Source organism: Limnohabitans sp. INBF002 (genome assembly GCF_027924905.1).
Lineage (GTDB): Bacteria > Pseudomonadota > Gammaproteobacteria > Burkholderiales > Burkholderiaceae_C > Limnohabitans.
Map to the genome: position 1 here is coordinate 459758 of NZ_AP027055.1, position 18709 is coordinate 478466.

Consider the following 18709-nt stretch of genomic DNA (forward strand, 5'->3'; position numbering starts at 1 on the left):
CTTTCGATTATTTTTTGAGTTTCAATTGTGCGATCACAAGTTGCAGTCCAAATCCCTTCGTAATTCCGCTTGAAATACAAATTAGTCTATCTAAGCTCGATGGATTTTCATTGATAAAAGTGATTTTTCTTTTCATTGATTCAGCTAGATTATTATTTTCAGATTCTGAAATAAGTAATGCTGCTCCAATTTTATGAAGATGTAGTGCGGTACTTTTTTGATTCTCTGCCAAAGATAGTAGTAGCGTTGGTAATCCTAAGCAGCATCGTTCCCAGTTTGTTGAGCCTGCTGCGCCTATGGCTAGGTCGCTTTCTGCCATTAATTTGGCCATATTGATTTCATTAACTAAAATCCTAGTATTCCAAGGCATTAGTTCGGCTTGCATGCGTACATTGGCTATCCACGGAGCGTGCGGTCCCATGACAACTGTTATTTGGCAATCGTCTGGTAGTGGGCACTGGCACAAAGATTTAAGCACTTCTGTAGTTTTGTTGTCTTTATCCACTCCACCCATAGTTATGAGTAAATTTTTGACTTTGGGGCGCGCACGCCTAGCAAGACTAGTTTCGCGCAATGACGAAAATTCAGGGCGTAGCAATGCATATCGAGGGCCAATCAATGCGGTCGTATGGGCATGTACCAGCTCTTTGTAGTCTTCTGCAGTTCGTCCTAGGTTTTGGTCTAGTAGCAAGTCGCAGTCATGAACGCGATCAGCTAAATCGTCAATTACCATCAGTTGCTGGCAGTGAGAGCGCATGGCTTTTTCCCAGCGCTGATCCAAAGCATAGTGGTCCACCACTAACCAATCCACAGCTAGTTTGCCGATTGCTTGTTGCGTGTCTGCGGCGTCAGTGCACCAATCGGTGCCCAACCATCTTGCATGATGAAGTGTTGTATCAGGCGTCTTTAGAGGCAGCTCGGCGAGTGCAGTAAGCGCTACAACCTGATGTCCATGCTCTCGAATGAGCTCTAGCAAATGGCCAAGGTGTGCGCGGCAGATAAAAATGCAGTCTGCGCCTTGACGGCGCAGTGCATTGGCTAACGTCAGACAGCGCATTACATGGCCAGTACCGATCTGAACCGACGCATCTGTACGAAATACGAATTTCATTAAAAAATCAATTCTACGGAGTTCATGCTTTGCAGCATCCATTCAGCGCGTTCCCAGTCTTCTTGGGTGTCTATGTCTTGTACGCGGTGTCTTGGTATGGGTATCGGTGCGGTTGCCTCTGTAAATAGGGGTAGATGCGCTAGCCAAGCATTTGCATGCCCCCAATAAAACTGCCCTGCATCGTGCCAAGCTTCAATCAAGTCTTGTGACCGTGTGTTGAAGTGTTCAGGCTGAAACATCTGAACCCGCTGGTCGGGTGTGATGCGAATGGCTCTTTGAATCGGAAAGGCATAGCTGGTAACTGAAAACGCATAGTCAGCACCGCTGGTTTGTAAGACGTCTAAGCCACGTCGCAGATCGCTGGCTTGCATGAAGGGTGCTGTTGCATAGATGCAGCAAACTTCATCAGTCGCAATGCCCTGGGCGTTGTTCCATTTAATCGCATGAGCAACAACGGGAATGGTGCCTGTGTGATCGTCGGATAGTTCGGAAGGGCGAACAAACGGGACTTCAGCGCCATGCGCAAGTGCAACTTGCGCAATCTCATCATCATCCGTGCTGACGATGATGCGATCGAAGCATTGGCTAGCAATGGCCGCACGAATGGACCATGTGATCATGGGAAAACCACCAAAAAGTTTGATGTTTTTTCTGGGGATGCGTTTGCTACCACCACGTGCAGGAATGACGGCTAGTTTCATGCGGTCAATTCTTTCCGTAGTGCTGCGACAACGTGGTCTTGCTGCGCGTGTGTGAGGTCTTGGAACATGGGAAGACTGATCGCTTGGGCGTAGTAGAGCTCAGCTTGTGGGTAGTCGCCCATGGTGAAACCCATCTGCGCGTAGTATGGCTGTGTGTGTACAGGGATGTAGTGCACGTTGACGCCAATACCTTGTTCACGCAGACCTTCAAAAATTTGACGGTGTGTTTGTTTGGTTTGGTCTAAACGCACTCGAATGACGTAAAGGTGTAAGCCTGAATAGCTGTCAGGATGCTGCCAAGGCGTGACCAAGGGAAGGTCTGATAACAATTCGTCATACCGTTTGGCTAATGCGTGACGTTGGGTCACAAACGCATCTAACCTTTGCATTTGGCTGATCCCCAACGCTGCTTGTAACTCGGTCATGCGGTAGTTGAAGCCCAACGTAATTTGTTGGTAGTACCAAGGCCCATCAGCTGGATGAGTCATGTGTGTCTCATCTCGGGTGATGCCGTGGCTGCGTAGCAAATTCATGGAATGGGCTAAATTGGGGTCGTTAGTAACGGCCATTCCGCCTTCAGCAGTGGTGATGATTTTGACGGGATGAAAACTAAAAACTGTGATATCGCTGTAGCGGCAGTTGCCAATGAATTCGTTTTTGTATTTACCACCGATGGCATGTGACGCGTCTTCAATGATTTTGAAACCATATTTTTGACTTAGCACGTGAATGGCGGCCATGTCGCAGGGTTGCCCACACAGGTGAACGGCAACCAAGACCTTGGGTAGCCGTCCCTGCTTGTCAGCTTCTACGAGTTTGGCCTCGAGCGCCAGGGGGCAAAGGTTGTAGGTGCGTGCGTCGATGTCAATAAAGTCGACCTGAGCGCCGCAGTACAACCCGCAGTTGGCTGATGCGACAAAGGTGATAGGCGTTGTCCACAGCCAATCACCCGGACCTAAGCCCAGCGCCAAGCAAGCGATGTGAAGCGCAGACGTTGCACTGTTAACGGCCACGCCGTGCGTGGCGCCGCAATGTTTGACGACAGCCTGTTCGAACGCAGGTACGACTGGCCCTTGGGTAAGGAAGTCGGAGCGTAGAACATCCACCACGGATTGAATATCGGCTTCTGAGATGTTTTGGCGACCATAAGGAATGGGTTTAACCATAGGTTCTTTCAGCTTGAAATGGCCTGTCAAATTACAGACATGAAAATCTTATTGATTAAATGAAGCAATTTATAAGCCAATAGCGCAATGTTTCTAAGAGATGTCTTGTACGTGGCTTGCCAGCAAGGTTTTCATGTGGCATCACTTTTGCTTGTGGGTCTGTATGCGCCATCGTGTGACAACGATCGGCATGTTTTTCTGACACCTCTAGCAGGAGCTTTCCATGACACTCATTCAAGAATTGATGAATCAAGCCGCCGTAGGTAGCTTGCTCAATGCTCAATCTATCAAACGTTTCAGCGCCCCTGAAATTCGTGAAGCTATTCAATCGCTGGTTGCTACAGAGCAATTGGACCTGGCAAATGCTTTGGGCGATGCAGGCATGAGCCTGTATCCACACAGCGAAGACATCTTGGCGATCACCAGCTTGCTGGCCATGATGAACCAAGACTGGCCATTGGCTGTTGAGCTGATGGATGAGTTGGTTGAAATTCAAGGTGCCAACACACCCGCCTTCACTTTTGTGATGCTGGTGCGTGCATTGCGATGCAACCTTGATCCAGAGCGTGCATTGGCTGTTGCACGTCAAGGATTGGCTTCGTACCCAGGCCAGGTGGAGCTGTTGGCCGAGAAGTTGTCGCTGGATGATTTCAGCGATTCCATGATGCCCGTTTCGGGCTTGCAGCACTAAGCGGCAAAAAGTCGTGAATGACCGGCAAGCGGCAACCGCTTGCCGTTTCAACGACAAAACATTGCCACTGAGTACTTAAATGAACACCAAACCACGCTTTAAAAGGGGAAAACCCTTATTAAGTTGTGTCAGAAATAGTTGGCACGCGTTGTGCTTAATCAGTGGCAAGTTTGATTGACCGATAGGGTCAGGAGAAAAAAATGGCAGTTATCAATACCAACGTTAAAGCTTTGTTTTCGCAGATGGCTCTGAAGACCTCCGGTCTTGAGCAAAGCAAAGCAATGCAGCAATTGTCGACAGGCAAGCGAATCAACTCAGCGCGAGATGATGCCGCAGGCATGTCGATCGCAACACGCATGACACATCAGATTCGAAGTCTGAACCAAGCTGTGCGTAACGCAGGGGATGCTATTAGCCTGATCCAAACGGCTGAAGGTGCAACCAACGAAATCACGGACATGATGCAACGCATGCGTGAGTTGGCTGTGCAGGCTGTCAACGATACAAATAACAATGCTGACCGCAGTTATTTGGACTTGGAGTTTCAACAGCTGAAACAACAAATTGTTCAAATTGCCGACAACACAGAGTGGAACGGTTTCCCTGTGCTGAACGGTAAAGCGGGCGAACAAGTTGGTGAGATGCCTGTGTACAAGGTCACTTCCGAAAACCAATTCGGCAGTGTGTTCTTGAACCCCACAACCGCACGCAGCATGTCTGGTGCCGATGCGGGTGAGGTGCAAACATTCACGCTGTCTGGCACAACACCTGCAGTGGGAACCATGACGATTGCCGGTGTCGATGTTTCGATCACGGCTTCTGAAAATACGCTTGCACTGGCTTCTGCCAAGATTAAAACAACGCTGAACAATTCAGACTTGTTTACTTCCCGTGGCATGACTGCGGACGTGACATCCCTCGGGGTTGTCACCATCAATTTCAATCCTGCAGAAGGTGATGTACCAACATCTAACGTGCTGGTGGGGTCGACAGGTTTGTCAGCCACTGCCGTGACAACTTCGCGCAAAGCTGCAACCCAATCTGTTGAGGTTTTCTCTGACAGTGGCGAGTACTTGAAAAGTGGCTCACTGCAATTCAGCGTGGCCTCTGGTGCAACCGCAGGCTCTGCAGTTGTCGCAACTTTCACGACTGCAGATAACCAAAAAATCACAATGACGGGTTCATTGGTGACGCAAAGCCCAGCTGTCGTGAAGTTTGCAAAAGCAGACGGCTTGAACAGCTCTGTGATTTCAGGCGACCTGACCTACACACTGCAAGATGCCGATGGCGCTGGTTTGAACTTGGCTACGCGTGGCATCAGTATGAGTGTGGGTGTAGCCGGCAGTATTCCAACATTGCGTGATGGCGACTTGACCATCAATGGTGTGAATATTGGCCCATCATCGTCGAGTGACGATGTGTTGTCCCCACGTAACAACGCGGCTGGCAGTGCCATCGCGAAGGCTGCCGCAATTAACCGCATGGCCGTGGATCAAGGTATTTCACAAGGTGAGTCTCAATCGATCACTTTCAGCGGTTCGCCAATGCCCGGCACTATCACTGTGGGTGGTGTCAGCGTTGTATTGACCAATGATGACAGCACACCTGCATTAGCGGCTGCCAAGATTGCAGCTGCAATGCAAGCGAGCCCTCTTTACGACAGTACGACTGGAATCAAGGTGGTTTACGCCACTGGCTCAGCAGTCATCAATGTCGATTTCCCATCTAAGGATGGCAATGTTCCTAAGTTAGAAGTGCTTCCAGGCACAACTGGAACAGGCAGCGTGGTCAACACCACCAAAGAATTCGCAACCAAGATGCCTGGCACGGGCGTGTTTGCCAAAGTCAACGAAAACATTTTCACTGGCCAAGCCATGACGGCAGGTCCAGTGGCATCGGGTGTGGTGTTCATCAACGGTTACGCATCGGCTGACATCACAACTGTGTACAACAACTCGCAAGCTACACGTGCAAACGTGGTGCGTGCCATTAACTTGATCAGTGATCGCACAGGTGTCAAAGCAATTGACAGTGGTTCTGATGCAAAAGGCGTGTCTCTGGTTGCTGCAGATGGCCGCAACATCGAAGTTCGTTTTGAAACATCGGCATCTACCAACTCACAGGCATTTGGTCAGCGCATTGGTATGGGTGAGGGCGTGCAAAGCTCGACCATTTCCTTGGAGTCAAAAATTCAAGCACCTGTGGTCTTAGGATCTGGTGCCGCTGGTGACATCACACGTGCTGGATTGGTTTCCGGTAACTACTCGAAGAATGAGTCTGTGCTGAACAGCCAATCTCGTGATCCGGTTAAGGCTGCTGTGGCTCAAGTGAGCAGCGTTAAGTTGACCGGCGCGGTGGGTACAACAGACACTGTTTCGGTGGTTGTGAACGGTACGACTTTTACATCTGTAGCGGCGGCCTCGAAAACACCACAAATTGTTTCCAGCGAACTGATCACTGCGATTAACCAAAACAGTACTTTGGGTGTTTTTGCCACCAAAGGTAATGACATTGGCGAAATTTTGTTGACAGCCCGCACACCAGGTGTGGCCTTCACGATGACCACTGCGAAGAGTGCTGGTGCAACGGTCGGTGTTGCTGCAACTGATGTGACTGCAAATCAGCCTGCTCAATTCAAGAATTTGGGAATGGATGATCTAGAGATCAACGGCATCAAAATTCGCCCCACCACACCAGCTGACGACAAGTTTTCAAATACCTTGGTGTCTAGCAGCGATCCGGCTTCTAGCGGCATCGCTTTGGCTGCTGCAATTAACGCCAGCACGAATTTGACGGGTGTCACGGCACAGGCTAATCCTGTGGTCAGTGAAGGCTCAATTACTAAAACGGGCACCCCCGAAAACGGCAAGCAGTCCGTTTGGGTCAACGGAATTGAAATTCAAGTTGATTTCGTCCAAAACGAAAGCGGCACAGACCGTCGCGCAAAAGTTGTTGCTGCGATCAATGAGCGTGTCGGCCAACACGGTGTCACTGCGACCGATAACGGTAAAGGTGTGACATTGTCGACAGACGGTCGTAACTTGTCTGTTTGGTATGACTCCAGCAAGGACGAGTTGTCTGCAGCCAGCTTTGGTTTGGACAAAGGCGGCGCTGTTGCTCAAATATCGAAGATCAAAGTGGCTGGTGCAGGCGTTGCTGCCACTGAGACTGCTTCGGTCTACATCAATGGTGTGAAGGTTGAAACAGCAGCCTTGGGAGCAACCGCGACTGAGGCGGCCACAACAGCTGCGCTGGTCTTGGCGATCAATAACAACACGTCTTTGAAGAACGTGACTGCGAAACTGGATCCTTCTGACTCAACGAACACCAGTATTTTGATTACCTCGAATGTGGCTGGTAGTGGATTTGATTTGCGTGCTCCTGCCGTGACAGCGGGTAGCGGACAAACATTGACTCTCAGCACAGTTGCTGCCAACTCCCAAGGTGCCACTGATGCTTCAGCGGTTGACATGACTGCAGCTTACTTGACCAATGTGTTGGGTAGTGCCACAGCGCCTGTCAGTGTGATGAACATCAAAACCATTTACGGTACGGTTCGCCTGACTGCGGATGCACCTGTGTTGCCAGCGATGCCAGGCCCAGATGGCTTGCCACCCAACATGATGAACATCACAGGACGTCCAATTCAGATTCGCAGTGGTGCGGATGGTTTTGGTAGCTTGAGTAATTTCTCTGCATTAGGCTTTAGCGAGGGCAGCTTCGGCGGTCGTGCAAGTGAAGACATGGATCCTCCACGCGTCGGTCGCATGGCATTCCAAGTTGGCTCAAGCGCTAACCAAGTGATCACGATTGATTTGGCTGATTTCGGCAAGAACGGTTCGATCACAGGTCAAATTACCAGCGACGTCGATCTGGCTGAAGAAGCTCGAAGTGTGCGTATCAACAGCCGTGAGGGGGCTACAGCTGTCCTCAACTTGTTGGATACGTCCATGGACAAGATCAACGCCACACGCGCCACCATGGGTGCGGTGATGAACCGCCTCGACCACGTGATCAACAACTTGACCAACGTGTCGATGAACATGTCTGCGTCGCGCAGCCAGATTGAAGATGCCGATTACGCGGCAGCTTCGACCGAGTTGGCCAAGACACAGATCATGCAGCAAGCCGCTACCGCGGTGCTGGCGCAAGCCAACACCAGCCAGCAGTCGGTGATGAAGCTCTTGGGCGGTTAATAAGCGCCCTTGATCTCACGCATGAAAGCTGATCAAGGCACCGCGCCTTCATCCTCGCCCTTACCCAAGGGCCCCAACTGCTGGGAGTGTCGCTACATGGCGATCACGTGGGATGTGCGCCTGCCTTATGGCTGCAAGCTCATGGGCTTTCGTTCGAAAGTAGTTCCCTCTCTGGAGGTGCTGCGCACGGACGGGCGGTTTTGTGGCGGGTTCTCGCCTAAACCAGCCAAAGCAAACGCCCAAGAAGCGTCTAAAAAGCCTGTCGGTAACTCGTCGCAACGTCGAGAAACTGCCACTGGCAGGCCCATCACACACATAAATTTAATTACATAGGTTACAAAACCACCTGGCACGGCCTTTGCATAACAGTCTTACCTTTATTTCGGACTGTACTCAAAGTGAATGCTTCTTCTGTCAACGTAATTCATGCCGTGTGGTTGGACCCCTTCAGTCCAATCGACGCCGCAGATCGCGCCCAGCTGGATGCCGCAGGTATCAGTCTGGAAACTGTGTCTACCTTGGGTGACCTCACGCTGGCTTTGCGCCGCGCACATGTGTTGGTCATTCGCTTGGGCGATAGCGCCGAGCTGCTCCAAGAAGTTCAAACCCTCATTGCCCAACTCGGCCACACCGTGCCCGTGCTGTGCCGCGTAGACCGTCGTCGCATGGAAGTGGCTGTGGACGCGATGCGTTTGGGTGCTTTGCATGTGCTGTCGTCAGACGAGTGGTCTGCCGCTGCATGGCAAGGCGCTGTGAAGGGCTTGAACGCCCCCGAACTCAAAACCAAAAGCTACGTGTTTGTGGACCCCATCAGCCAGCATTTGTTGGCCTTGGCCCAACGCGTGGCACAAACCGATGTGACTGTTTTGTTGGTCGGCCCCACAGGTGCTGGTAAAGAAGTGTTGGCCCGTGTGTTGCACGAGTCGTCACCCCGCGCCAAGGCACCGTTTGTGGCGCTCAACTGCGCGGCCATGCCAGAGCACTTGATCGAAGACATGTTGTTCGGTCACGAGAAGGGCGCTTTTACCGGCGCTTTGAAAGAGCACAAAGGTTTGTTTGAACAAGCCCACGGCGGCACCATCTTCTTGGACGAAATTGGCGAGATGCCCATGAACTTGCAAGCCAAGTTGTTGCGCGTCTTGCAAGAGAAAAAACTCAACCGCTTGGGCGGCGAGGCCACCATCGACCTCGACATCCGCGTGATCGCGGCCACCAACAAAGATTTGAAGCTCGCCATTGAGCAACGCGAATTCCGCGAAGACTTGTATTTCCGCATCAGCACGTTCCGCTTGCGTATTCAGCCCTTGAAAGACCGTCCCGGTGACATCGTGCCTTTGGTGGCGCAGTCATTGGCCCGTCATGTCAAAGGTGGTTTGCCTTTCACGGTCACGTCAGAAGCACAAGTGTTGTTGCAAAGCTACCCCTGGCCTGGCAATGTGCGCGAACTCGAAAACGTGGTGCAACGCGCCGTTGTGTTGAGTGGTGGCCGCACCATCAGCCCTGCGCATTTGATGTTTGACGATGCACAGATGGACGAGCAAGCCATGCCCGCGATGCCCAGCATCGCCGCAGCCTTGCCGCCAATTTATGCGCAAGCGCCTGTTGAGCCTGCATTTGTTGCAGCCGCCCCCGTGGCACCCGCCGCAACTTATTACGCCTCTGTGCCAGCCTATGGCGCCACCGCAATGGCACCGATTGAGATGCGCGAAGAGCCAGCAGCCCCCATCAACTTGGACAGCGCCGTGAAAGCCAGTGAGTTGCAAGTCATCATGGCGGCGATTCAAAGCACCGACAGCCGCCTGGAAGCGGCTGCCAAGTTGGGCATCAGCCCACGCACCTTGCGCTACAAGCTGGCGCAAATGCGCACCCGTGGCATGAATGAAGGAGCCTCAGCATGATTGACCGCATCTCCAACGCCAACATTCAATCGATGATTGAAACGCTGCGTTCGCACCAGACGCAGGCCACCGGTGTCAATTCGCCTGCTGGCGAAACGTCGCCCACCAAGATTCAAGGCCAACCCGACTTCTTCAAGTCGGTGCAAAACGCGCTCGACAGCGTGAACGAGACACAGCTCAAGTCATCGACCATGCAAGACGCCTATGACCGCGGCGAAGAAGTACCGCTCACCGAAGTGGTGTTGAGCATGCAGAAATCGTCGCTGGCTTTTGAAGCCACCTTGCAAGTACGCAACAAAGTGATGAAAGCGTACGAAGAAATCATGAACATGCCTGTGTGATGCTGGATTGAAAGACTGATATGGCAACCGATACCTTAAACATGAACGCTGTGGGCATGCCCGTAGCCAACGGCGTAGACAACGCTTCAGCTTCCAATGCGAATGGTGCTGCGTCAGGCGACGCATCACGCATGCCCGCATGGATCAACGCCAAAGAAGGCCCCGGCGCTGTGGTGATGGACGTGTTGCGTCAACCCAGTGTGCGCAAGGTCTTGCCCTTTGTGGTGATCTTCATGCTGCTGATGTCGGTGGCTGTGTTCTTCACCTCGATGAAGCCCACGCCTTACCGTCCTTTGGTGTTGATGCTCAACGATGCGGACAAGCAGTTGGCCATCGAAGCCTTGAAGACCGGCGAATACAAGCCAGAGGTGGACGCCAACACTGGCCAAATCTCTGTGCCCACCAACCGTTACCAAGAAGCCCGCATGTTGCTGGCTTCCAAAGGTTTGCCACGCACCGAAGCTTCGGGCATGGACAACCTCAAAGACATGCCCGCCATGACCACCAGCCAGTTCATGGAGCAGGTGCGCTACAACAACGCGATGGAGCAAGAACTCGCACGCAGCATTGTGCAAATCGGCGGCATTAAATCAGCCCGCGTGCATTTGGCAGCGCCCAAGCAAAGCGTGTTTGTGCGTGACCGTGCACCCACCAAGGCGTCGGTCATCATCACGCGTTTGCCTGGCCGCACCATCTCGTCGGCCAACGTGCAAGCCATCATTCAGTTGGTGGCGTCTAGCGTGCCTTACCTCGCACCTGAAAACGTGTCGGTGGTTGACAACTTTGGCAGCTTGATGAACGACATGTTGACGGAAGCGCCTTTGGGCTTGACCGCACAGCAGCTCACCCACAAGCAGCAGATGGAAGACCTCTACCGCACCCGTTTGATTCAGTTGCTGGCTCCCATCGTGGGCGAAACCAACGTGACGGCTCAGGTGAGTATGAGCTTGGACTTCACACAAACCGAAGTTACCAACGAAGAGTTTGATGGCCAAGACAAAGGTCCCAAGACACGTTCTGAATTGTTTGTGGAAGACCGCAACACGTTCCGTGATGCGATTGGTATTCCTGGCTCCTTGTCCAACACGCCGCCAGCACCGACCAACCCACAAGCCACCACGCAAACCAACGCCGACCCCTTGAAGGGTGTGAGCGAAAAAGGCGTGCAAGTGACAGCCCGTAGCACCAAAAACTACGAACTCGACCGCGCCGTGCGTCACACCAAAGGTGCCATGGGCACGATCACCAAGATTGGTGTGGGTGTGTTGATCAACGAACGTCCTGTGGCGCCGGGTGCCAAGGTCGAAAAGAACGCCGATGGTTCTACCCCAACCTCAGTGCCTTACACCCCAGAAGAAATCGAACGCTTGAACCAATTGGTCAAAGGCGCTGTCGGTTTCAACAACGACCGTGGTGACGTGGTCACCGTGGTGGGCACCAAGTTTGAGCCTCAGTACGACCCAACTGTCATCCCTTGGTACCGTGACGAGAACTACCAAGTCATGGTCAACGCCGGTGTGGTCGGTGGCATCTTCTTGCTCATCCTCTTGACCGTGGTTCGTCCGATGGTGCGCCGCTTGTTGGCCCCCGAGATCGATCCCAAAGCTTTGGCCGCTGCGGCTGCCGATGCCGCCACCTCCCAAGCGCAAATGGCGATTGATGTGGCCACCGCTGAGAACGCTGCCGCACAAGCTGCCGCTGCGCACGCCAAGCGATCACACGAAGGCGAGATGCTGCGTATTTCCGAAGAGGCCATCCGTGCCGCCGAAGAGTCCGCACGTTTGGCCCAAAACGCTACCCGTACTGCTGAAGAAGCTCGCCTTGCCGCAGAAGCCAAAGCGCTTGCCGATGCGCAAGCGGCTGAAGAAGAACGACTGCGTCAAGCCGAACTGTTGGCCGAACAACAAGCCCAAGCCACCGCTTTGGCTGAACAAGTCGCTCAAACAGAAGCCGCTGCCCAAGAAGAAGCAACGGATGACATTGAAATTGAAGAAGGCGAAACGCTGGAAGAGGTGAAAGCCCGCATGGCCAGCATGAAGCCTAAGAAACAGTCAATCTCTGCCGACTTGCTCAACACAGCCAATTCGTATGACGATAAAGTGGCGTTGATTCGCATGATCATGGCTGAGGACTCCACCCGCGTGGCGGGTGTGCTCAAGAGCTTGATCGAGAAGTAATAAATTTTCCGAGGATTTGAATCATGGCTGACGACACCATTGTGATGACCGACAAACTGCGTGCTGAGCTCGCAGGCATTACCAGCACCCAACGTGCTGCCGTTTTGATGCTGTTGCTCGGCGAAGAGCAAGCGGCAGAAATCATCAAATACCTGAGCCCCAAAGAGGTCCAAGCGCTGGGCGCTGCGATGGTGCAAGTGGCCAACTTCTCACAAGAAGCGGTCAACTATGTGCTCGACGAATTTGTGGACCATTTAAAGAACCAAAACAACGTCAGCATCGGCGGCGCCGACTATGTTGAAAAAGTCATGCGCCTCGCCTTGGGTGACGACAAAGCCGCCTCTGTGTTGGGCCGCATCATGCCGGGCCAAGGCACCAAAGGTTTGGACATCTTGTCGTGGATGGATGCCCGTGGCATTGCCGACATGATCCGTGGCGAACACCCACAAGTCGTGGCCATCATCTTGTCGCTCTTAGAGAGCGAAGTGGCCGCTGACGTTTTGAACTATTTGCCACCCGACACCCGTGCCGAGGTGATTCAACGCGTGGCCAGTTTGGACACCGTGCAGCCCTCTGCCATGGCCGAACTCGAAGCCATCATGAAGCAGCAGTTCTCCAAGAACGCATCGGCCCAGTCGTCGAGCTTTGGTGGCATTCAAGCCGCAGCCAAGATCATGAACTTGACCAAGACGGCGCTGGAAGCCAGCATCATGAACGGCTTGAACGACATTGATCCGGACCTGATGCTCAAGATTCAGGACAACATGTTCACCTTCGAAAACTTGGTCAGCGTGGACAACAAAGGTATCCAGGTGCTCATGCGTGCGGTGGAGCCAGACATGTTGATGATGGCCTTGAAAAATGCCAGCGAACCTTGCCAAGCCCGTTTCTTCGACAACATGTCCGAACGTGCGCGCGGTATGTTCCGCGACGACATGGAAGCCAAAGGCCCGCAACGCATGGCCGACGTGGAAGACGCGCAAAAGCAGATCATGCGCAAAGCGCGTAAGTTGTCCGATTCGGGTGAATTGATCTTGGGCGGCGCAGACTTTGTTTAATCAACCCCATCCCGTTCGGGCTGACGTTCCCTGGCAGCCCAATGCCGGCATCGCAGAAAAACTGAGCAGCCGTGGCTATGCCACGACCAGCTGGACCAGCGATGAACCGGAAACGTTTGCCGACCTTGGCTACCCAGCCAAGTCCAGCGGGTTCTCGGCGGCGCATTACCAACCGATGCGCCAACCTTTGTCCAAGCAAGCCCAAGCTTCGCTCGCGCTCTTAGAGGGCGAGTACCGCAACGAGGCATTGGGCGAAGAAAAACCTGCATCTCACACGGGCTCAGAAACCAACGAGCATTTGCCGTTTGTCATGGATTCATTCGGCGCGACACGCAAATCTAAACTGCGTGTCAACGTGGACGCCTCTGTGTTGCAACGTGCGTTGGCACAAGCAGAATTGGCCGAGACCTTGGTGGTCAGCCCCATCACGTCCGACGAGAAAGTGGCAGACCCGATCGTGATTCATCCCGATGTGGCAGATGCGGCAACACCTGAGTCATTGAGTGCAGAGACCGCTGCCACGGAAAACACAGACGCTATAGATGCTGTAGATGCAGCGCTCGAAGTTGAGGCTGCTGCTGAAGCACAAGAAGCTGAGGCCGTTGAACTAGCTGAAGCCATTGAACCCATAGAGCCCGAACTGCCAGCGGTGGTGGGCGGTATTCCCCCTGAAGAAGTCGCGCAGCGCGAGGCTGAACAATTTGCCAAGGGCTTGGCCCAAGCGCAAGAAGAAGCTGCGGCGCAGCTGGCCGCGGCGGTGGAACAAGCCATGGCCGAAGGTTTGGCCAAAGGGCTGGAACAAGGCAAAGCCGAAGGTCTGTCGGAAGGTTTGCAGCAAGGCTTAGAACAGGGTTTGGCACAGGGCAAAGAACAAGGTCTGGCCGAGGGCGAGCAAACAGCGCGTACCGCGGTGGCCGAAGAAATGGCCGCGCAACGTGTGTTGTTTGAAAACGCATCGACCGAACTGGGCGCGCTGATTGCAGACCCCAAGAAATTTTTTGAGCCACTCAAACGCCTCGCCCTGCACATTGCCGAGCAAGTGGTGGTGGGTGAGCTGCAAACGTCCAGCAAGGCAATGGAGCGCTTGGTGCAGCGTTGCTTGGATGAGTTGGATCACCCAGTGCATGGCGCGGTGGTGTTGGAACTCAACCCCGCAGACAAAGCCCGCTTGCAAGAGCACAGTGCCGACTTCATCAAAGGCATGCGTCTTGAAGCTGTGCATGACATGCAACCCGGCAGTGTGCGCGTGTTTGCCAATGACACTGTGATCGAAGATTTGGTGTCGCACCGCCTTGAAAGCTTGGCGCATGCCTTGTTGGTCGATGTGCCTGCGTGGCGCGAAAAGTCGCCTCTGGCGCAACCCCTTTTAGAAGTTCAAGAAGAAGCGGAGGACAGCGATGTTCATTCCTGACGTCATCAACACCTTGTTGATGGGTTTGATTTTCATGGTCGTGATTGTGACCATCGTGCGCCCGTTTGTGCTCAACATGGTGGGCCAAGTCGCCTCCAACAGCGAGATGCAAAAAGCAGCCGTTGCTGCGGTTGAGCGCGAGATGATTCGCAAGGCCGAACTGTTTGAAGCCCAACGTGCGGACAAAATCAAATACCAAATGTTGCTTTTGGAAAAGCCTGAAAAGCCAAGGCCAAAACCTGTGTTCGAAACCGAGCCCGAGCCCGAGGTGGTGCCCGAGCCCGTGGTGGCTGTTGAGCCCGAGGTGGTGGCCCAAGAGCCCGTGACGGCAGAAGTGGCTGAAGCCCCTGTGGACCAAGCGCCTGCTGAAGCGGCCTTGGTTGAAGGCCACGCAAGCGCCGAAGCGCCAGCGGCTGAACCCGAAGAAGAAGCGATGGCGGAAGGTGAGATTGAAATTCGCGAAGGCGAAACTTTGGCTGAAATCAAAGACCGCATTCGCAAAGAACAACAGAAGGCCAAAAAGCCCACCATTCCGCCAGAGTTGCTCAACAGCGCCAACAGCTACGAAGACAAAGTGGGCGTGGTCCGCATGGTGGTGCAAGCCGACCAAGGCCGTGTGGCCGCTGCGATTCGCGGCATGATTGAAGTGAAATAAACAAACCCATGCTCGACTTTGCCAAAGAAGTTCAGATCAGCTTGCCCAAGCTGCGCAGCCCCGAGCCGCAACGCAGCGGCACCTTGGTGCGCTTGGTCGGCCTGACACTGGAGACGCGCGGCATCATGGCCCCCTTGGGGGCTTGCTGCGAAGTGATGGGCAAAGAGGGTCACCGCGTCGAAGCCGAGGTGGTGGGTTTCAACGACAAAACCTTGTACCTCATGCCGTTCACCGACCCCGTCGGTGTGGGCCCTGGCGACACGGTGCGCATCATGTCTAACTCTGGGCAAGTGCGTTTGGGTAATGAATTGTTGGGTCGCGTGATTGACGGTCGTGGTGTGCCCATTGATGGCAAGCCCATGCCGCATTTGCCTGACCAACTCAGCCTGTTGGGCTGCCCGCTCAACCCGATGGAGCGTGGTCCGATTGAAGAAGTGTTGGATGTGGGCGTCAAAGCCATCAACGGCGCTTTGACCATTGGCCGTGGCCAACGCATTGGTTTGGTGGCCGGTTCTGGTGTGGGTAAGAGCGTGCTTTTGGGCATGTTGACGCGCTTCACCAAAGCCGACATCGTCGTGATTGGTTTGATTGGTGAACGCGGCCGCGAAGTGCAGGCGTTCATTTCTGAATCCTTGGGTGCAGAAGGCTTGGCCAAATCGGTGGTCATCGCAGCACCTGCCAACGTGTCACCGGTGCTGCGCCTCAAAGCCACGCACATGACGCACGTGATTGCAGAGTATTTCCGCGACCAAGGTAAAAACGTGTTGATGCTGTGCGACAGCTTGACCCGTGTGGCCCATGCGCAGCGCGAAATTGGCTTGGCCATTGGTGAGCCACCAACGGCCAAAGGCTATCCACCCTCGGTGTTCGCCTTGTTGCCCAACTTGATTGAACGGGGTGGTGTGGGTCGTCATGGTCACGGTTCCATCACTTCCATTTACACCGTGCTCGCCGAAGGCGATGACGCGTCAGATCCGATTGTGGACATCGCGCGTGCGTCGCTCGATGGTCAAGTCATGTTGTCGCGTCGCTTGGCCGACCAAGCGCATTACCCCGCGATTGATTTGAACGGTTCCATTTCGCGTGTCATGCAATCTTTGGTCAGCCCCGAGGAGTTGAAGCAATCTAACAAGCTGCGCCGCTTGTGGTCGGTCTACCAACAAAACGCAGACTTGGTGCAAGTGGGGGCCTACGAAGCGGGCTCGAACCCCGAGCTGGACGAGGCCATCCGCTTGCGTGAGCCAATCTTGGACTTCTTGCGCCAAGACATGGACAAAGGCCAAGACTACGCCATGACGCGTAACCAACTGAGCCACATGCTGTCATGAAACCACGCGCCGCCTGGCCTGTGTTGGCCAAAAAAGCCAAAGAAAAATGTGAAGAGGCGCAAGCCGAAGTCAACAAAGCGCGCGATCGCATCACGCACTTGGTGCAAAGCCGAGAACGCATGCAGCTGCTTTACGCTGACTATGTGACGCGCAGCAAAGCGGCTGAGAGTCGGCCACACAGCATGGCTGAGACGCTGAACTTTCGCGCCTTCATGCAACAGCTGCAAGCGTTGATCGCCCGTGTTAACCTTGATTTGAACGAAGCCAAACATGCGTTTGAGCTGACGCGCCTCAAGCTCAAAGCAGCTGAGCAAAAACGCATTCAAATGGAAACCTTGGTCGAACAAGACATGAAGGCCGTGCGTGACTTTCACCGCAAGCGCGAACAAAAAGAGATGGATGCCGCAGGCATCACCCTCTACAACCTCAAACACTGACGCCTGCGCGTCAGGCGCTGACCCAGCCGGCTTGTAGCCAATGCCAGTAGTTGGGTTTGAAGGCCCATGGCATCCACGTGGTTTGGGTTTCGGGTGCAAATACCTGACCTGTGAGGTGGTCTTGCCAAACCTCTTTGGCCCCCACGCTGGCTAACAATTTTTGTGAAAACGCGCTGTCCATGCCTTGCTTGGCAGAGACGTGGTGGCTCCACACATTCAGACCCGCTGGCAACAAGCGCCCATCGGTGGGACCAGACAACACATCGTGCAGGCTTCCCCAATTGCGCCCTGTGAGGGTGGCCTTGAGTTGCCCCAACTCGCGCTCCACACGTGCTTCATCACGCACGCGGTAGCGGTGTTGGCCCAACACGTTGTCAAACCAAATACAGGCTTGCGGGTGTTGTTGCAGCAAATCGGGTAGGGTGGCTAAAGCGTCTTGGCGGTGGTGGTGCACGTGTGTGCCTTGCGCTTTCAATCGACGGCCATGACGCCAGTTGAACAACCACGGCGCCAAGGGGTCGATGTCATACGCATCAATCCGTTTGAAACGTGCCAACCAGCTGGGCGGCATCATCCAGCCTGCACTGCCGCCAATCAGCAGCAAGTGCTCAGACTCAGGGTGCACTTGCGCCAAGAACTGCTCGATCAGCTGTAGCGTGGGTTGCCAGCGTTTGCGCGCGTAGTGCGCGTGCACGTGCCAGTTCAGGCCACCTGTGCCGCCTGCGTGAATCAAATCACGAACGAAACCCATGCCTTTAGCAAACCAAGCGCATGATTTTGAAGATGGGGGTCTCAGGTGGCACCGGCTCGAAAGGGCCAATCACGCCTTCGGTCGACAAGGCGTCCCCACTCAAGCGCACGCCCGTGTGATACGACAGCGACAACGTGCGCACGGTTTGTTCTTTGCAGTTGAACTCCATTTGCATGCGGGTGGACTTGAAGTTCTTGCCTGTGGGGGCATGCACTTTGGGTTCGCGGTAGTCCAGCATGGTCCACGCTTTGTGGTTCTCACCGGCGTGCGTGATGTTGTCGGTGTCCACATAGAACGTGCCGATGTCAAACAACCCAATCGCCGTCCATTGCGCGGCGAGCGTGAGGTTGCTGGTGAGCACGAGGCTGGCAAGGAGGAGGGCTTTGAGGTGGTGCATGAAATAACTATACCGTGCCAAGAAGCTGGCACGTGCCTTGCAATACCCCTAGAGATAGGCACGTCCAGTGTCAAAAAACCGTCATCGCGCACAGGAAAAACATCATGCAAAGTTTCGATTGGGGTCAGTTCATCGCCAGCACATTCAGTGTGTTGCTGCTGCTGTGCGGCGCCCTGTGGTGGGTCAAGCGTAACCGCGGCTTTTCCGCTAATGGCATGGATGACAAACGCATTCAAGTGCTCGAGGCTTTGCCCCTGAGCCTCAAACACAAGATGGTGTTGATTCAAGTCGACAACCAAATGGTGCTGGCCAGTGTCAGCCCTGCCGAGGTGAAAACCTTGCACGCGTGGACACAGGAGGCCAGCCATGCTGCGTAAGCCCATCACCAAAA

Annotated in this window: 16 protein-coding genes; 11 read left to right on the forward strand and 5 right to left on the reverse strand. The window is 53.9% G+C overall.

Features of this window, described 5'->3' with window-relative positions; translation table 11 throughout:
* Window positions 1-7: 7 nt before the first annotated feature.
* The 3 genes from pseG to pseC are packed head-to-tail and all read right to left on the reverse strand — an operon-like array spanning window position 8 to window position 2978.
* The gene (gene pseG / locus QMG15_RS02335; RefSeq protein WP_281789301.1) at window positions 8-1153 is read right to left on the reverse strand and encodes a UDP-2,4-diacetamido-2,4,6-trideoxy-beta-L-altropyranose hydrolase; all 1146 of its coding nucleotides are present in this window, start codon (window positions 1151-1153) and stop codon (window positions 8-10) included.
* Window positions 1111-1812, reverse strand: coding sequence for a pseudaminic acid cytidylyltransferase (gene pseF / locus QMG15_RS02340; protein ID WP_281789302.1), 702 nt, complete (start codon window positions 1810-1812; stop codon window positions 1111-1113). Before pseF ends, pseG begins: the two co-directional genes overlap by 43 nt.
* Entirely contained in the window at window positions 1809-2978 is a 1170-nt protein-coding gene (gene pseC, locus QMG15_RS02345; protein WP_281789303.1) for a UDP-4-amino-4,6-dideoxy-N-acetyl-beta-L-altrosamine transaminase, read from the reverse strand. The genes pseF and pseC overlap by 4 nt, the downstream gene beginning before the upstream one ends.
* Window positions 2979-3201: 223 nt before the next feature.
* Here pseC and QMG15_RS02350 point away from each other — a divergent pair, with 223 nt between their 5' ends.
* From QMG15_RS02350 to QMG15_RS02395, 10 genes are all read left to right on the forward strand, one after another.
* The gene (locus tag QMG15_RS02350) at window positions 3202-3669 is read left to right on the forward strand and encodes a hypothetical protein (protein WP_281789304.1); all 468 of its coding nucleotides are present in this window, start codon (window positions 3202-3204) and stop codon (window positions 3667-3669) included.
* 200 nt (window positions 3670-3869) lie between these two features.
* On the forward strand, window positions 3870-7865 hold the full coding sequence (locus QMG15_RS02355; RefSeq protein ID WP_281789305.1) for a flagellin: 3996 nt from the start codon (window positions 3870-3872) through the stop codon (window positions 7863-7865).
* Between the two features lie 398 nt (window positions 7866-8263).
* On the forward strand, window positions 8264-9763 hold the full coding sequence (locus QMG15_RS02360) for a sigma-54 dependent transcriptional regulator (RefSeq protein ID WP_281789306.1): 1500 nt from the start codon (window positions 8264-8266) through the stop codon (window positions 9761-9763).
* Entirely contained in the window at window positions 9760-10104 is a 345-nt protein-coding gene (gene fliE, locus QMG15_RS02365) for a flagellar hook-basal body complex protein FliE (protein WP_281789307.1), read from the forward strand. The genes QMG15_RS02360 and fliE overlap by 4 nt, the downstream gene beginning before the upstream one ends.
* A 20-nt stretch (window positions 10105-10124) precedes the next feature.
* A complete protein-coding gene (fliF, locus tag QMG15_RS02370) occupies window positions 10125-12281 on the forward strand; it encodes a flagellar basal-body MS-ring/collar protein FliF (protein WP_281789308.1) in 2157 nt (718 codons plus the stop codon).
* A 23-nt stretch (window positions 12282-12304) separates the two neighbouring features.
* A complete protein-coding gene (gene fliG / locus QMG15_RS02375) occupies window positions 12305-13339 on the forward strand; it encodes a flagellar motor switch protein FliG (protein WP_199220216.1) in 1035 nt (344 codons plus the stop codon).
* A complete protein-coding gene (locus QMG15_RS02380; RefSeq protein WP_281789309.1) occupies window positions 13332-14750 on the forward strand; it encodes a FliH/SctL family protein in 1419 nt (472 codons plus the stop codon). The genes fliG and QMG15_RS02380 overlap by 8 nt, the downstream gene beginning before the upstream one ends.
* Complete coding sequence (locus QMG15_RS02385; RefSeq protein WP_281789310.1) at window positions 14737-15405, forward strand: hypothetical protein; 669 nt, start codon at window positions 14737-14739, stop codon at window positions 15403-15405. The genes QMG15_RS02380 and QMG15_RS02385 overlap by 14 nt, the downstream gene beginning before the upstream one ends.
* Window positions 15406-15413: 8 nt before the next feature.
* Window positions 15414-16733: a FliI/YscN family ATPase gene (locus QMG15_RS02390; protein WP_281789311.1), complete on the forward strand. Its 1320-nt coding sequence runs from the start codon at window positions 15414-15416 to the stop codon at window positions 16731-16733.
* Window positions 16730-17170 carry a flagellar export protein FliJ gene (locus tag QMG15_RS02395; protein ID WP_281789312.1) on the forward strand — a complete coding sequence of 147 codons (441 nt, stop codon included), beginning with the start codon at window positions 16730-16732 and terminating at the stop codon, window positions 17168-17170. The genes QMG15_RS02390 and QMG15_RS02395 overlap by 4 nt, the downstream gene beginning before the upstream one ends.
* Before the next feature lie 10 nt (window positions 17171-17180).
* Here QMG15_RS02395 and QMG15_RS02400 read toward each other — a convergent pair whose 3' ends face one another.
* Together QMG15_RS02400 and QMG15_RS02405 are read right to left on the reverse strand one after the other, a co-directional pair.
* A complete protein-coding gene (locus QMG15_RS02400) occupies window positions 17181-17921 on the reverse strand; it encodes a hypothetical protein (protein ID WP_281789313.1) in 741 nt (246 codons plus the stop codon).
* Between the two features lie 4 nt (window positions 17922-17925).
* A complete protein-coding gene (locus QMG15_RS02405) occupies window positions 17926-18318 on the reverse strand; it encodes a surface-adhesin E family protein (protein WP_281789314.1) in 393 nt (130 codons plus the stop codon).
* 104 nt (window positions 18319-18422) lie between these two features.
* On the opposite strand from QMG15_RS02405, the gene QMG15_RS02410 reads away from it, so the two are divergent.
* A complete protein-coding gene (locus QMG15_RS02410) occupies window positions 18423-18695 on the forward strand; it encodes a flagellar biosynthetic protein FliO (protein WP_108359683.1) in 273 nt (90 codons plus the stop codon).
* Window positions 18696-18709: the final 14 nt, after the last annotated feature.

Coding starts and splice junctions, on each gene's coding strand:
- pseG (WP_281789301.1), bottom strand. CDS start 1,153: ATGGATGCTGCAAAGCATGAACTCCGTAGAATTGATTTTTTAATGAAA.
- pseF (WP_281789302.1), bottom strand. CDS start 1,812: ATGAAACTAGCCGTCATTCCTGCACGTGGTGGTAGCAAACGCATCCCC.
- pseC (WP_281789303.1), bottom strand. CDS start 2,978: ATGGTTAAACCCATTCCTTATGGTCGCCAAAACATCTCAGAAGCCGAT.
- QMG15_RS02350 (WP_281789304.1), top strand. CDS start 3,202: ATGACACTCATTCAAGAATTGATGAATCAAGCCGCCGTAGGTAGCTTG.
- QMG15_RS02355 (WP_281789305.1), top strand. CDS start 3,870: ATGGCAGTTATCAATACCAACGTTAAAGCTTTGTTTTCGCAGATGGCT.
- fliE (WP_281789307.1), top strand. CDS start 9,760: ATGATTGACCGCATCTCCAACGCCAACATTCAATCGATGATTGAAACG.
- fliF (WP_281789308.1), top strand. CDS start 10,125: ATGGCAACCGATACCTTAAACATGAACGCTGTGGGCATGCCCGTAGCC.
- fliG (WP_199220216.1), top strand. CDS start 12,305: ATGGCTGACGACACCATTGTGATGACCGACAAACTGCGTGCTGAGCTC.
- QMG15_RS02385 (WP_281789310.1), top strand. CDS start 14,737: ATGTTCATTCCTGACGTCATCAACACCTTGTTGATGGGTTTGATTTTC.
- QMG15_RS02390 (WP_281789311.1), top strand. CDS start 15,414: ATGCTCGACTTTGCCAAAGAAGTTCAGATCAGCTTGCCCAAGCTGCGC.
- QMG15_RS02395 (WP_281789312.1), top strand. CDS start 16,730: ATGAAACCACGCGCCGCCTGGCCTGTGTTGGCCAAAAAAGCCAAAGAA.
- QMG15_RS02400 (WP_281789313.1), bottom strand. CDS start 17,921: ATGGGTTTCGTTCGTGATTTGATTCACGCAGGCGGCACAGGTGGCCTG.
- QMG15_RS02405 (WP_281789314.1), bottom strand. CDS start 18,318: ATGCACCACCTCAAAGCCCTCCTCCTTGCCAGCCTCGTGCTCACCAGC.
- QMG15_RS02410 (WP_108359683.1), top strand. CDS start 18,423: ATGCAAAGTTTCGATTGGGGTCAGTTCATCGCCAGCACATTCAGTGTG.